Raw genomic sequence first — 15,637 nt, 5'->3', positions numbered from 1 at the left:
TCAATGTATAGTGAATTGCGCCTTTGTCATAATTTTGTGCTAGGACAACTCACACTTCTGCCATGCTTTAGACAATCATTCCTAACTTGCTTGCAATAAGTGTTTGATTCAAGAGAATTAAGGGAATTACTACATGTAGAATCATACACTGGTAAAGAGTGCTTTTAAGTAAATGAAGCACAGACGATTGTTACTTGCCAAAGGAGGAATTTTATATGAATATTTATATGACAACTGGAACATTAGGTTTTATGGAGAAAATCAGAGATCAGCACACCGATGAACCAATACTTTTGATGAATGGTGGTGGCAGTACGCTGTTGCTACATGAGACGAACGGCAAGAGCGTGTTCCAAACACCAAGAAAGTTTGAAGTAGTAGGTTCTTATGGCAACCTGTCAGAACCTGGATTCTTTGCAATGGATAACGTTGCAGTAACAGATGAAGGGAAACCTATTTTCGAACATCAGTACAAGCAACTGGGTGAAAAACTGCAAAACATGCCCGGTTTCGTAGCATTCCGCTTATTGCGTCCTATCGGCTCAGATACGTATACATTGTTAACACAATGGACGGAACGCCGTTTGTATGAGATCTGGTATAACTCCCCTGGTAACCAATTATCCGATAAAACGGTTTTCAAGGATGCCGGCGGTGCTTCACAACATATCTTCACAAGCGCTCCATACACCACACATTATAAAACACCTACTGAAGAGGTTTGACGTTTCGACGTCAGACCTTCTTTTTTTATGTTGAAAGTGATCTAACTAGTCATTTCCACACTGTTTTAATTCATTTCAATTCCCTGTAATTTCGAAACTCGCAGTTTGCGATGTGGTTGACCGCTTGCTATACTGAACGAGTTGATTGACTTATTTGTCTATTTGAAAGGGGTTTTAAAATGAGAGAACGATTATTTCAGAAACTCGAACAATCTTATGACGATATGGTAGAGATTCGCCGCTATTTGCATATGAACCCGGAAGTTTCATTTAAAGAAACGAAAACCGCTGCCTATATCGCTGATTTTTATAAACAACTTGGTGTGGAAGTACGCACTGGAGTAGGCGGCAATGGTGTCGTCGCAAGAATCAAAGGTGCAAAGCCAGGAAAAACAGTTGCTTTGCGAGCAGACTTTGACGCATTGCCAATTCAAGATCAAAAAGATACACCGTACGCTTCCACTGTACCTGGCGTCATGCACGCATGTGGACACGACGGCCATACCGCAACGCTCCTTCAACTGGCAAAAGCTATGAACGAAATGCGCGATGAACTTACTGGTGAATATGTATTTATCCATCAACATGCGGAAGAATTAGCTCCAGGTGGCGCCATGGCAATGATCGAAGACGGCTGTTTAGAAGGTGTTGACGTTATTTTCGGCACACACTTATGGTCTTTATCCGAATCAGGTGTCATCTATTACGCATCTGGCCCAATTATGGCTGCAGCGGACCGCTTCCATATTACCATTCAAGGTGCTGGCGGACATGGCGCTTCTCCACATCAAACGAAAGACGCAATCGTCATCGGTTCACAGCTAGTAATGAACTTACAACAAGTCGTTTCGAGACGCGTCGATCCAATCGAATCCGCTGTTCTATCAGTCGGCTCATTCGTCGCAGATAACGCCTTTAACGTCATCGCCGACCAAGCCGTTCTAGGCGGAACAGTTCGCACATTTACCAATGATGTACGCAACTTAATGGAACAAGAAATAAAGCGTATAGCTGAAGGTGCCGCCCTTTCCCACGATTGCGAAATCACTGTAGAATACTACCGTGGATATCCGGCAGTGGTCAATCATGAAAAAGAAACGAACTATTTAAAAACTGTGGCTGAATCGATTACGGAACTAAAAGGTGTAGAAGAAATGCAACCGCAAATGGGTGGAGAAGACTTCGCTTATTACCTGGAAAAAGTTCCAGGCACATTCTTCTTCACAGGTGCGAAGCCAACAGATGCTTACCCACATCATCACCCACGTTTCGATATAGACGAAAAAGCTATGATCGCAGCGGCTAAAACATTGGCTGCTGCAGCTCTTGATTATCAGAACTGAAGTTACGCGTTACGCTGAAGGTCATTCCTACACATGTGGGAGGATCTTCAGTTTTTTTATTTGGCTATAGGATTAGTGTTGGAGTTTTAAAAATCGATATAGAGTGCGTAGGGCAACATGCGTGTTCGATTACGTTTCTGTTAAGAGTGCGTAAGAAGCGGCGTTGTGTTGTGGTTCTTGCACGTGCTTTTACTTTTTCGTGTTTGATCGGGAGATTGTGCTTTAGCTGCCTATGTAAGTGGCGAGTGCATTGTCACCACTTCGGCGCTGGTGGATGGCTTTCGCGAGGAGCCAGAGACAGGAAATGCGCCTGTCTTTGTCTCTTCGCTACGCCTACCACAGCAGGCGCCTTCGTTGGATTGGCTGTAGGGCAGTTCATATAGCGTTTTAAAAGTGATTAGTGCGTAAGTGACCATGGATTACGTTCCTGTAAAGGGTGCGTAATAAGCGGCACGGGGTTGTGGTTCTTGCACGTGCATTTTCTGTTTCTTGTTTGATCAGGAGGTTGTGGTTTAGCTGTCTATGTAAGTGGCGAGTCCATTGTCCCCACTTCGGCGCTGGTGGATGGCTTTCGCGAGGAGCCAGAGACAGGAAGTGCGCCTGTCTTTGTCTCTTCGCTACGCCTACCACAGCAGGCGCCTTCGTTGGATAGTGTGAATGGCACTTCCTACACTTCTTTTGCAAGTAATACATAATAAATATCACGATGTCACTGAACTTCTTCCCATAAGAACCACAACTAGAATAAATACCACTTAGTAGCGCTGGCACAACTGCGGGGTAGGCCGTGGCCATGAGACAACTGGCAGCACCACCGCCAGCTGGCTCATGGCTGGAGGCAATCCCCCACGTGCCTGCGCGGGTCCAGAAAGCAGACACTCAATGATTACAGTATCCAACAACCAGTCGGGCAACGACCCCATCAAAAGTGACAAAGATCGGCAGCCGCTTAGTCTTTACGTCAACCGCGTTTCTAAATTGGGTAAGATACGCAATTTATCAATCTTAGAACCACAACCAAATTAAATACCCCGCAGTAGCGCAGGCACAACTGCGGGGTAGTAGGCCGTGGCCATGGGACAACTGGCAGCACCACCGCCAGCTGGCTCATGGCTGGAGGCAATCCCCCACATGCCTGCGCGGTTCCAGAAAGCAGACACTCACCAACTACAGTACCCAACAACTTGTCGAGCAACGACCACAACAAAAGCAATCAAGGTCCGTAGCCGCCCAGTCTAGTCTCCTCACCTGTCCGTAACCATTCGATAAAATCCACCATATTAATAGAACATTTACTATTTTCCAACATTACAGTTGATTTTCGTTTTTTCTATACTATAATTAATACGTATATGGTCCTATTAAAAGGGAGGGAACAACATGGCTAATCCACATTATCTATCGTCTTATATCGTTACATTCCATACTTTCGCATTACTTCATGGACAACATGCGAATCCATACTATACAAAAGTAGTGGAAAGCGACCGGACATTTATTGTCGAGAAAACACCATTAGAAATTATGAGAGATTCTTGTGCGCATTACCGTTCCAACTTTGAGTCCATCATTAACAGTTCCAAAATGGATTTGAAAAATCGTCCAAAGCCACCGATCATGTTGACACATTCAAATGACCGACCGTTATTATTTTTTCCTTTACTGTCCCCTACCTTACATAAAAACTCATGGGTAGCCTATCACGCAGTAAAAGACGCAGTTCAACACGAGGATGGTGTTACTGTTATTCTGAAAAATGATACGCAGATGCAACTAGACACGTCGTTAGCTACGGTTTATCGTCAAATGGCGCTATCGCATATTTTGTCTCAACGATTTGAAAATGCTCAGGAAGAATTGCGAAGTTCTTATTACATGATCATGGAGCCGAAGAGTTCTGATTCGACAATTTCCTAATATACAGATTCAGCAACTCTTCTGATCGATTACGTAAGCGAACATTCAAATAGCGACGCATATCTTGATAACCATCATGTAAAAATACATATTCCGTAAATAGTTCATCTGTTGAATGGCGTATCACTCTCATTTTATGCTTTTGCAAGTACAAAGAGGTGGTTTGTAAATCAGCAGAAACTGTGTTCATCGTCTCGTCCAGCAAATTAAGGTACGGACTCTTCAATTTAAACGGTACTTTCTCTAATAACTGACGGTCACGTTCCATAATCGTCAATAGCATGGGAAGGTAAATATAGTTCTCCAAATACGGCATTGCCTCTGCGGGGATCAAAGGCATCGAAATCGCCTCCTTATAGAACGTATGTTCTTTCATTGATTATAATTCCTTTAGCGCAGAAAAGCAAGTACTCGTAGTATGGCTTTTTTTCGCATAAAAAAACTTCCAGTGTGTGTAACTGGAAGTTTTGTTGCTAAGTCGATATAAAAAGAGGGTTTATTCTTTTGCTGGCTCATCGCCAATAAAGTGGATAGAGAACACTTTCCATGCGCCATCTTCTTTATTGAACACAGTCACTTGGCGACCTTCATGTGTATTTTCTACCTCTGTCTCAATATCCGTGAATGTTGTTTTCAACGTAGAAAATAACTGCGCATTATCACCTGAATATTTTACGATTGTTTCATTATTTGCTTCACGTTTCATCGTAGAATTCTCAAGCATTTCTTCCGTAGCCTGACGCTCTTCTTCTAGATCATAACCTTTGGTAGAAAGCGTCGCGAGATAACCATCTATGTCTTGATTGTTCAATGTTTCGATGTAGCTATCAAAAGCAGCTAGAATTTCTTCTTTATCTTCTTTTGGTACATCCGTGGCTTCTTCCACTTTGTCACCTGACATGCTGAAACCTACTTTTTTATCATCTACTCCATGATCGATGGCACCATTGCCTGGTGCAGGTTCGCCAGTTTCAGGATTGTTCTGTTTCGCTTCATCCGCGTTACCACATGCGCCTAATACGAGCACTAATGCCATGGACGCTACTGCTATTTTTTTCTTCATATGCTCCTCCTACGTAGAGAAAAAGGCCTTCAACATGCAAAGACCTTTTCTTATTTTAATTATTTTACTTCTACCCAACCATTTTTGATTGCTGTAACAACAGCTTGTGTACGGTCATTTACACTCATTTTTTGCAGAATGCTGGAAACGTGATTTTTTACAGTTTTTTCTGAGATAAAGAGCGTTTCACCGATTGTTCGGTTGCTCTGGCCGTCTGTCAATAATTGTAGAACTTCACATTCGCGCTTCGTCAATAAATGAAGTGGGCGACGAATATCGTTCTGCTGGAAGGATCCTTTATGTTCTCTTTCGCTCAAACGACGGAATTCTGTTACTAAATTATGCGTGATTTTAGGATGTAAGTATGAACCGCCATTCGCTACTACTTTGATCGCTTGAATGATAGCGTCTGCATCCATTTCTTTCAGCATGTAGCCGAGAGCACCCGTTTTTAAAGCGTGTGTTACGTAGGACTCGTCGTCATGAATGGATAGCATGATAACGCGTGCATCCGGAAACTCTTTAACTAATTCCTCAGTCGCGTCTACACCATTCATGCGTGGCATATTAATATCCATCAGCACTACGTCTGGCTCATACTCCCTATACAATTCAACTACTTCGACTCCATCGTCGCCTTCTGCTACTACAGTAAACGATTCTTCAAAATCTAAAATCCGTTTAACTCCTTCACGGAATAATTGGTGATCATCTACTATCAAAATTTTTGTCGCTTCCATATCCTATTCCTCCCAGTAATTACCTTACTTATAGATCTTCGTCCAGTGGAATTTGAAAAAGAATCGAAGTGCCTTCTCCGACTTTCGTATTGACCTTCATTTTCCCTTTCAGTAACTCCACACGTTCCTGCATTCCAATTAAACCAAATGATTTCTCTTTTACTTCATTTGTATCAAAGCCGATACCTTGGTCTTTGATTAATATATTAACTGATTCGCGTAACCATTCGATTTTCACCCATATTTCATCAGTTTTCGCATGTTTTATACTGTTATTCACTGATTCCTGGATGAGACGGAAAATACCTACTTCAAAATTGGAAGCAAATCTTTTTTCTGCTCCGTTGCTTTGGAAATGAATGATTAGCGGCGCCTCGTATTCACTCATGGTCAACAAGTACTTTCGCAATGTCGGCACAAGCCCTAAGTCATCCAAAGCCATAGGTCGCAAATTATAAATGATACGACGAACTTCAGATAACGCACCTCTAACATTTTCTTTTAAGTAAGAAAGCTCTTGCATTGCTTCTTCTGGACCATGCTTAACAAACGTTTTTTCAATTAAACCAGAACGCATCAAGACATTGGCTAACATTTGCGCAGGTCCATCATGAATATCACGTGATAAACGCTTACGCTCTTCTTCTTGGGCCTGGATAATCTGAACTGCAAAGTCTTGTTTTTGGCGAGCCGTTTCCAGTGCTGTACTTACATTTTTCAAGTCAGATGTTAAATATGTGATTACAGTAGTTACTTGGTTAACAAGTTGATCCGCTCTTTCGATTGTAGAGAGCAACAACATTAGTCGACGTTCAAGTTCATCCCGTCTTTCACGAAGTTGTTTCTCCTCCATTTTATTGATGGAGGCGCGTACAAGCAAGTCATTTGCCACACTATACGCTTGTTTAACTTCTTCTTCACTATATGTTACAAAGTCTTTTGACACAGTAGCTAGGCGTTTTCTTGAGTTACGTGACATATCATCTAAAGAGTCACCTTCTGTAATTACATGAGAAATACTTTCTTTCACTTCTGCTAACTCTTTTTGCATTTCTTCAAAACTTCGGCGGCTTTGTTCACTAATTAAGAATATGTCGCTTTTTGAACGATCCATTACATTAACCATGTTGCCAAAGATTTTCTCCATCTGTTGAATGTCAATTGCCTTATCGTTCAAATAACTCCCTCCCGCATCCGTTTATGTGAAAATTCGCAAAGTGAGCATTATTGCAGTTTAGCCTAAATACTTATACACTTCATATATAGTATATCATTTTAATCATGAAAAAGTATTATAAGTATATTACAAATGTAGGGGGAACGACAAATGCGAGCTAATTATAAAACCGTAAAGTTATACGGAGAGAGTGAATTCGTCATCCAAAAATCCCGTTTTCTGTCATTTGTCAAAAGAGTTGAGACAGAACAAGAGGCACTGGACTTCATACAGGACATCAAAAAGAACCATCATACAGCTACACATAATTGTTCTGCTTATATCATAGGAGAACATGACCAGATCCAAAAAGCGAACGATGACGGTGAGCCTTCTGGCACTGCCGGCTTCCCCATTTTGGAAGTGCTGAAAAAGCAGCACTTAAAAGACACCGTGATTGTCGTGACTCGCTATTTTGGCGGCATCAAGCTCGGTGGCGGCGGATTAATCCGCGCTTATGGTAAAGCAGCTTCTGAAGGCATTGCCGCAACAGGTGTCGTGGAAAGAAAATTACACACACTAGTTAAAACTTCTATTGATTATACATGGTTAGGCAAAGTAGAAAACGAAATACGGCAATCCGACTACCCGTTAAAAGAGATCGTCTATGAAGAGGACGTTGAACTCTTTTTATATGTTCCTGAAGAAGATCAGGATATTTTTCATGAATGGATGATGGAATTAACGAACGGTCAGGCAAGCATCGCCACAGCCGGACATAAATTTCTAGAGTTCGACATCTGACTATACGTCCAATCGAAAAGCGGGTATAATGGTAGAAGGTGAACCTTATGAGTAGAAGGTCTGACTTCATTAAATCGCCATCAATTTTTATGTGAAGAATTGCCATTTTTAATTAAAATCAACTTCCCATAGATTTGCCATTGACGGTTTATTTCTGCCGTACACCCTGGAGGTATAAAATGAAAAGAGAAGAGTATAAGAAAAAGAACGCTTCTAAAACGAAACGTTTCTTGAAAATAGCATTATTTACGTTCCTCATCGTAGCCATAGGCGTTTCCGCTTATGCATTCAAGCTACACAACCAAGCGATGAACGTTCTAGATCGTTCTTATGAACCTCTCGCCAAGCAAGATCCGCCGGAAATTTATGTCGAACCCGCAAAAGATAAAGTGTCAATTCTATTGATTGGCGTAGACGAAAGCGAAGCACGCCAAGATAGAGAAGTGCACGGAAGATCGGATGCTTTAGTGCTTGCAACATTGAACCCTAAAACAAAAAGCATCAAACTCGTCAGCATTCCTCGTGATTCCTATGTGTATATTCCACAGGTAAAGTATAAAGATAAAATCACACACGCCCATGCCTATGGAGGTACTAGAGCTTCTATTGATACAATCGAAGAACTATTCGATATTCCCGTCAACTATTACGTCAAAATGAACTTCAATGCATTCATCGATGTTGTAGATGCACTTGGCGGTGTAGAAGTCGAAGTTCCATACGAGCGTATCGAGAAAGATGAAAATGATAAAAATGCGATTCATCTAATGCCAGGCCTTCATCGTCTAGACGGACGCCATACGTTAGCTTTAGCACGTACTCGTAAACTCGATAATGATATCGAACGCGGTAAACGTCAGCAAATGATTCTGCAGGCGATGATTAAAGAAGCAACATCGATTACATCCATAACCAAATACGGGGACGTGATCAATGCGCTTGGTGAAAATATGAAGACCGATATGACATCTAAGCAAATGTTATCGTTTATCCAGTATATAAAAAGTGGACTTCCAGACGTAGATACCATCACATTGACAGGCTATGACGATATGTCGACAGGTATTTACTATTACAAGTTGGATGAGCAGAAGCTAGAAGAAGTAAAGCAGATTTTGAAGTCCCATCTAGGGTTCATTCCAGACTCCTCTTCTTTAACCGAACTGGACACGGACCAAACCTCTGCGTCTTCCCAAACAGATTATCAATAGTTCACACAGAAGCGATGAACCCTTAACTGGTTTCATCGCTTTTTATTGTGGGTAAAAAGTATTTCTACTGAAGAGAGCTAATTTGAGAGTGGTCGGAATTTCCGTTGCAGAGGGGGACGCTTTCCGGGGGCGAAATCTTGAGCCTCCTCGTCACAAGTGCGCTCCAGTGGGGCCTCAAGATCACGCTAATCCCCAGGAGTCGCCCCCTCTTCCACTTCAATCCTACATCAAAACTTTGGGTAGGATTGTTTCTTCACTTATTAAATTCAAGTTCAAATACAGAACCTAGATCAGGTTTTGACCTTCCCACTATAATTCCAGAACACAACACAAAGTTGATCGTAAGTGGAAGGTGGCGACTCCCGATGGCTCACCGAGAGCCCGTGGGAAAGCGTCCGCCTGGAACGTCGATCAACGGTTCCCTCCCATTTCCAATCACTTCATCTCAAAACCTTTCAACACAACAAAAAAGCCCTCATCCGCTTCGTAGCAGACAAGGACTCGTTTTACTTATTTACCAATCATGCGTACTAAATTTAACAACGGACGATAATTCGCACCTGCTAGACCAATCAACTCGACAAACAGTTCAATCACAATCAACATGACGAAGATCAGAAGTAACGCGCCCCACACGGTTGCTTGTGAGAACAATACAGCGGCTGCACCAAATAGAATCGCAATACCATAAATTGTGAGCACTGCTTGTCTATGTGAGAAACCTACGCGCAATAAACAGTGATGCAAATGCGATTTATCTGCTGCCGTAATCGACTGCTTCATGCGAACTCGTCTAACAATCGCGAAGAACGTGTCTGAAATTGGAACACCTAACATGATAATTGGAATAACTAGTGATACAACGGCAACGTTCTTAAAGCCGAGTAATGCCAGAACCGATATCATAAATCCTAAGAATAGCGATCCGGTATCGCCCATAAAAATTTTCGCTGGATGGAAGTTGAACAATAAGAACCCAAGCGAACTAGCTGCCAATATGGAAGCTGTTGCAGCAACAAAGACATCTCCCATTAATAGAGCCATTACCGTAATAGCAATAAGCGCAATAGTAGAAACTCCTGCTGCCAAACCATCCAATCCGTCAATCAAGTTGACGGCATTCGTAATTCCGATGATCCAAATAATTGTGATCGGAATACTTAAATAACCAAAGTCTAGCTGACCAAGAAACGGCAAGTTGATGAATTCAATTTGTAGTCCGCCCCATAGTACAACGACCAACGCCGCTGCTAGCTGACCTAACATTTTTGCTTTTGCTGTAATTTCCAGCATATCGTCTAAAAAGCCAATCATGACGATCAGTACTGCACCGATTAGGATGCTTACTGCGTGCTCGTCTTTCGGCAATAATATAGCATATCCAATAATAAACGCACCGAAGATTGCGAGCCCGCCGATTCTAGGCATGATTCTCGCGTGAACTTTCCGATAATTGGGACGGTCAACCGCACCGATCCGATACGCGAATTTGATGACTAGCGGTGTTAGTATGATTGCAGCGATAAAAGCTACAGACATTGCAATGAATAACATGTCTTTCCTCCCCAATTAGCATTACGTACATATCACCTTTTAGTATAACATGAATGTTGCTAGATTTCATCATTTAGTATGCATTACTCATCTATTCCCTTACTTGCTTCCATACAAACACTACTAAACACGACCATCATGAAGTTTCGTCCATTTTACATGCGATCAGTCGAGAACAATCTATTGTTCTTCTCTTTCTATATATAGATAGTCTTTTGTCGGTCCTTTTGGTAAAATAGATAGGAATCTCTCATTATAGATAGAGATTTATAAAGGAGCGTCTTATTCATGTTAAAAATCTTTAAACGTAGAACTGGAACGAGTGAACGTCAATTGCGTAAATACCGCAAAATTGTGGAGCAAATCAATTCACTGGAACCTAAATATATCGCTATGTCTGATGATGATCTTTCTGGAATGACCGATCAATTCAAACAACAATTAAATGACGGCGCAACCGTCGAGACCATTATGCCGGATGCCTTCGCAGTTGTACGTGAAGCATCTAAACGGGTTCTCGGTATGCGCCATTTTGATGTGCAACTAATCGGTGGAGCTGTATTGACGGAAGGTAATATCGCTGAAATGCCAACTGGTGAAGGTAAAACACTTGTAGCTTCACTACCTTCCTACGTACGCGCGCTTGAAGGTAAAGGTGTTCACGTCATTACAGTCAATGATTATTTGGCGAAACGGGACTTTGATCAAATCGGTCAAATCCATCGTTTCCTAGGATTGACTGTCGGATTAAATGTTCCGATGATGCAAGGTCCAGCTAAACAAGCCGCTTACGAAGCAGATATCACGTACGGTGTAGGTACAGAATTCGGCTTTGATTATTTACGGGATAATATGGTACAACATACTTCTCAAAAAGTGCAACGGCCATATCACTTCGCTATTATCGATGAAGTCGACAGCGTCTTAATCGACGAAGCGAAAACTCCATTGATTGTAGCAGGTAAAACACAAGCAGATGCGGATCTTCACCATATTGCAGCCCGCCTAGCCAAACGTTTTAAAGTCGAAGAGGATTTTGACTTTGACGATGCGACAAAGGCTACTTCCCTTACGGAACAAGGTATCGAAAAAGTTGAGAAAGCATTTGGTATTGACAACTTGTATGATTTAGATCACCAAACACTTTATCACTACGTCATTCAAGCCGTCCGAGCGTTCGTCATCTTTAAGCGTGACGTCGATTATATCGTACGCGACGGAAAAATCGAATTGGTAGATATGTTCACTGGCCGAATTATGGAAGGCAGAACATTATCAGATGGACTTCACCAAGCAATTGAAGCTAAAGAAGGCGTCGAAATTACAGATGAAAATAAAGCACAAGCTCAAATTACCATTCAGAACTACTTCCGTATGTATCCAAGGCTTTGCGGAATGACGGGTACTGCGAAAACTCAAGATACGGAATTCCGTGAAGTTTATAATATGGAAGTAATCCAAATCCCGACGAACCGTCCACGTGCACGGATCGATGCACCAGATTTCGTTTTCAGAACGACAGAAGAAAAGTATAAAGCCGTAGCAAAAGAAGTAGCCGCTCGTCATGCAAAAAGACAACCGGTTTTGGTCGGTACTACGTCCATTCTTCAATCCGAAGCTGTCGCCAAATATTTACGTGATGAAGGATTGAAGTTCCATCTATTAAATGCGAAAAGTGTCGAGCAGGAAGTTTCATTGATTTCCGAATCTGGACAAGCGGGTAACATTACCGTCGCTACTAATATGGCAGGACGCGGAACGGATATCGTACTTGGTGAAGGCGTGGAAGAAAACGGCGGACTTTTTGTATTAGGGACAGAAAAACATGAAAGCCGTCGTGTAGATAATCAGTTACGAGGCCGTTCAGGTCGTCAGGGAGATCACGGAGAAAGCCAATTCTATCTTTCTTTAGAAGATGAAATGTATATGCGCTTCTCTCCTGAAGAACTCGAGAAATTCTTAACAAAAGTCCGCACAGACGAAAATGGTAAAGTATTAAACCCTGAAGTAGATGAACTAACGGAACGTACACAACGTATCGTGGAAGGCGCGCACTTCTCTATGCGTGAATATAATCTAAAATTAGATGACGTAATCAATGATCAACGTGAAGTCATCTACTCCTTACGCAATCGCGTACTAGAAGGCAAAGACATCTTTGAAAAACTTAAGACGATGTTATCAGAAACCGTTGAGTTCGTTGTTCTAGATAGCTGTCCTGATAATGAAATCGCCGACAATTGGGATTTCGATCGTATCGAACGGACTATGAACGCGCTATTACTGACGCCGGTTAAGCTTCCCAATTCATTAGATAGAACCGCTGATATAATGAAAGAGTACGATGAAGAAATGGCAGAGTTGTTTGCATTTATCGATACTTTCACTGATAATGAACAAGTGAGTCAACTGCTACCACAAGTCATGTTGAGCTATATTGACACGATGTGGGTTAAGCATTTAGAAGTGATGACTCGCCTAAAAGAAGGAATTGGATTGCGTTCATACGGACAAGAAGATCCTATGCGTATTTACCAGCGTGAAGGCTTGCAGTTATTCGCCAAGCACTATCAACGCCTGCGCCGGGATATTGCGTCCGAAATAATCGCATTCATGAAGCAACTTAATACACAACAGGAGGTTTCCCAATGAAACTCTTCAATTTATTCAAAAAAACCGAGAAAACTGGATTGGACAGTACAGTTGAATCCGATGAAATTTTAGAAAACGGACAAGCTGGTTCAGGCGATGAAGATATCGAAACAGAACTATCTCTTCATGAGCAATGGAGTCTAACACAGGAGCAGGAATATGTTTTTCGTTTCCTTGCAAATGAACTAGAACCTTTAAAACCAAACCAAATTTCCTTATCCGGTATCGATATCGACTTGGAACCTGCAAACGGCAGCTGGTTAGTCAAAGCATTCTTCCGTTCATCACTTGATCAAGCGATCACTGTAGGCGAAATCGAGTTATTATTACTTGATGAAGAAGGCAATACAGCAGCATCTGCAGAGTTCGATTTGAACGAGTTAGGTGAAATTCCAGCTCGCAGTGCACGTCCTTGGGTATTTGTTTTCGAAAAGAAAGATCAATTGGCAGAAGAAATTCCAGCAACAAACTGGAAGCTTGCCTTTAACGTTCACTCGATGATGCCGCACCAATTGGAACTTGCACCTACATGGGAAGAACAACTTCCTGCTGAACAAAAAGAAGCGTTAGCGAATATTGTAAAAGATCTACCAAAATTGAAGCCACGCGAAGTGAATATCGCTGGTTTCCAAATCCAAGCACAAGATGCCGGCACTATTGCAGCATCCGTATTCGTTCGTAACGGCCACTCTAAACAAATCAACATCGAAAAGTTGCCGCTTGAATTGATTGACGCAACAGGAGAATTGGTAGCCCGAGGAACATTCGACCTTGATCCTCCACTTTCCGTGAAAGCAAACAGCACAACTCCTTGGACATTCATCTACCCTAAGGAATTGGTAAAGAAAGAGGATCCGGATTTCTCTCGTTGGACAATCCGCGTTCCACAAGACGCAACGAATTAATATTTACCGGATAAGATTGGGGGCCTCCCTCTCCTATCCGGTATTTTTTCATAAAAAAATCGACCTTCCACTTAAGGAAGATCGATGTCTCTTCTATTAAATACCTGCTACACGCTTTGCACCTATATAGCGCTTGCCCCAATATGAATCATTTACTCTATCTACACGCACACCTTTTGATGTAGAAGCATGTGCGAACTTGCCATTTCCAACATAAATTCCAACGTGAGAAACGCCGCGTCCTGTTGTGTTAAAGAATACTAGATCACCATTACGAAGGCTTGATTTCTTTACAGTGCGCCCTGATGCATACATAGCACGAGAAGTTCTTGCTACTTTTAAACCATTTTGCTTGAATACATAACCTACATAACCTGAGCAATCAAATCCTGCTCTTGTCGTACCGCCATAACGATATTTGATACCAGTTAAGCTAGTTGCTGTTTTTGTGATATTCGTTGTTTTAGCTGCTGCATCTGCTTGTCCTGCAAACGGCGAAACGATCAATAGTGTCGAGAGTGCTAGGACCGAAATAATCTTTTGTAATAGATTCATAATTTCCTCCGATAATAGTATGTATTTTTGCTAGTTTACTTGTCTGTTTATGTATATTTATCTTAGCATCTTCCAAACTCTTGAATTATTACAGTAATGTAACAAGATTATTTCAATCTTCAACAATATATTACACTTGAAATATATGTGTCTTAAATTGACAAATGAAGGGGATTCAGTTGGATACATGCTTTGTATTACAATAAATCTAGGAAGTTGTGTGGTGTACCCGATCCGGAAACGCGTACGGAAGATACACTATGCGGCTGCGGGTCTTTGTCACTCTTTGTTGGGACGTTGCTCGACTGATGGTTGGGTACTGAAGTTAGTGAGTGTCTGCTTTCTGGACTCGCGCAGGCACGTGGGGGATTGCCTACAGCCAGGAGCCAGCTGGCGGTGGTGCTGCCAAGTTGTCTCCTGGCCACGGCCTACCCCGCAGTTGTGCCTGCGCTGCTGAGTGGTATTTATTTTGGTTGTGGTTCTAAGGGGAAGAAGATCCGTGAATTGATAATACTGATTTTGTACTTTTTGAAAAAGAAGTAGAAGAACTGTCCTACACATACTCTAACGAAGGCGACTGCTGTGGTAGGCGTAGCGATGAGACAAAGACAGGCGAACTTCCTGTCTATCGCTCCTCGCGAAAGCCATCCACCAGCGCCGTAGTGGGGACAATGGACTCGCCACTTACATAGGCAGCTAAACCACAACCTCCTGATCAAACAGGAAACAGAAAAAGCACCTGCAAGAACCGCAACCCATTGCCGCTTATTACGTACTTTAAACAGAAACGTAATCCGACAGCACTTTAACGAGTAAAAACAACTACTCGAACTGCCCTACACCCAATCCAACGAAGGCGCCTGCTGTGGTAGGCGCAGCGATGAGACAAAGACAGGCCTTGTCTATGGCTCCTCGCGAAAGCCATCCACCAGCGCCGTAGTGGGGACAATGGACTCGCCACTTACATAGACAGCTAAACCACAATCACCTGATTAAACAGTAAACAGAAAAA

At 42.2% G+C, this 15,637-nt stretch carries 13 protein-coding genes; 7 read left to right on the top strand and 6 right to left on the bottom strand.

Annotated features, from left to right (window positions below):
* The first annotated feature begins 215 nt into the window (after positions 1-215).
* From CSV64_RS10085 to CSV64_RS10075, 3 genes are all read left to right on the top strand, one after another.
* On the top strand, positions 216-725 hold the full coding sequence (locus tag CSV64_RS10085; protein ID WP_099635605.1) for an antibiotic biosynthesis monooxygenase family protein: 510 nt from the start codon (positions 216-218) through the stop codon (positions 723-725).
* Positions 726-904: 179 nt separating this feature from the next.
* Positions 905-2,068 carry a M20 family metallopeptidase gene (locus tag CSV64_RS10080; RefSeq protein WP_099635604.1) on the top strand — a complete coding sequence of 388 codons (1,164 nt, stop codon included), beginning with the start codon at positions 905-907 and terminating at the stop codon, positions 2,066-2,068.
* Positions 2,069-3,448: 1,380 nt separating this feature from the next.
* Positions 3,449-3,985: a competence protein ComK gene (locus CSV64_RS10075; protein WP_099635602.1), complete on the top strand. Its 537-nt coding sequence runs from the start codon at positions 3,449-3,451 to the stop codon at positions 3,983-3,985.
* On the opposite strand, the gene CSV64_RS10070 is transcribed toward CSV64_RS10075, so the two are convergent.
* From CSV64_RS10070 to CSV64_RS10055, 4 genes are all read right to left on the bottom strand, one after another.
* Positions 3,948-4,361, bottom strand: coding sequence for a YhjD family protein (locus tag CSV64_RS10070; RefSeq protein ID WP_233190520.1), 414 nt, complete (start codon positions 4,359-4,361; stop codon positions 3,948-3,950). The two genes, CSV64_RS10075 and CSV64_RS10070, sit on opposite strands and share 38 nt — an antisense overlap.
* Before the next feature lie 120 nt (positions 4,362-4,481).
* The gene (locus CSV64_RS10065) at positions 4,482-5,048 is read right to left on the bottom strand and encodes a nuclear transport factor 2 family protein (RefSeq protein WP_099635600.1); all 567 of its coding nucleotides are present in this window, start codon (positions 5,046-5,048) and stop codon (positions 4,482-4,484) included.
* A gap of 59 nt (positions 5,049-5,107) precedes the next feature.
* Positions 5,108-5,788, bottom strand: coding sequence for a response regulator (locus tag CSV64_RS10060; RefSeq protein WP_099635599.1), 681 nt, complete (start codon positions 5,786-5,788; stop codon positions 5,108-5,110).
* A gap of 28 nt (positions 5,789-5,816) precedes the next feature.
* Positions 5,817-6,965: a sensor histidine kinase gene (locus CSV64_RS10055; RefSeq protein WP_199168614.1), complete on the bottom strand. Its 1,149-nt coding sequence runs from the start codon at positions 6,963-6,965 to the stop codon at positions 5,817-5,819.
* 150 nt (positions 6,966-7,115) lie between these two features.
* On the opposite strand from CSV64_RS10055, the gene CSV64_RS10050 reads away from it, so the two are divergent.
* Positions 7,116-7,748 (top strand): YigZ family protein, encoded by a 633-nt coding sequence (locus CSV64_RS10050; RefSeq protein ID WP_099635598.1) that lies wholly within the window; start codon positions 7,116-7,118, stop codon positions 7,746-7,748.
* Positions 7,749-7,927: 179 nt separating this feature from the next.
* The gene (locus CSV64_RS10045; RefSeq protein ID WP_099635597.1) at positions 7,928-8,959 is read left to right on the top strand and encodes an LCP family protein; all 1,032 of its coding nucleotides are present in this window, start codon (positions 7,928-7,930) and stop codon (positions 8,957-8,959) included.
* Positions 8,960-9,469: 510 nt separating this feature from the next.
* Here the strand turns inward: CSV64_RS10045 and CSV64_RS10040 are convergent.
* Positions 9,470-10,513, bottom strand: a complete 1,044-nt coding sequence (locus CSV64_RS10040; protein WP_099635596.1) for a glycosyltransferase family 4 protein — start codon at positions 10,511-10,513, stop codon at positions 9,470-9,472.
* 288 nt (positions 10,514-10,801) lie between these two features.
* Here CSV64_RS10040 and secA2 point away from each other — a divergent pair, with 288 nt between their 5' ends.
* Positions 10,802-13,165, top strand: a complete 2,364-nt coding sequence (secA2, locus tag CSV64_RS10035) for an accessory Sec system translocase SecA2 (RefSeq protein ID WP_099635595.1) — start codon at positions 10,802-10,804, stop codon at positions 13,163-13,165.
* Complete coding sequence (locus CSV64_RS10030; protein ID WP_099635594.1) at positions 13,162-14,070, top strand: accessory Sec system S-layer assembly protein; 909 nt, start codon at positions 13,162-13,164, stop codon at positions 14,068-14,070. Before secA2 ends, CSV64_RS10030 begins: the two co-directional genes overlap by 4 nt.
* Before the next feature lie 96 nt (positions 14,071-14,166).
* Here the strand turns inward: CSV64_RS10030 and CSV64_RS10025 are convergent, their stop codons facing one another.
* Positions 14,167-14,625, bottom strand: a complete 459-nt coding sequence (locus CSV64_RS10025) for a C40 family peptidase (protein ID WP_099635593.1) — start codon at positions 14,623-14,625, stop codon at positions 14,167-14,169.
* Positions 14,626-15,637 lie beyond the last annotated feature (1,012 nt).

It is taken from the genome of Sporosarcina sp. P32b (genome assembly GCF_002743335.1).
Lineage (GTDB): Bacteria > Bacillota > Bacilli > Bacillales_A > Planococcaceae > Sporosarcina.
Note: the sequence above shows the minus strand (reverse complement) of the source record. Positions and strands in the feature narration are given on the sequence as shown.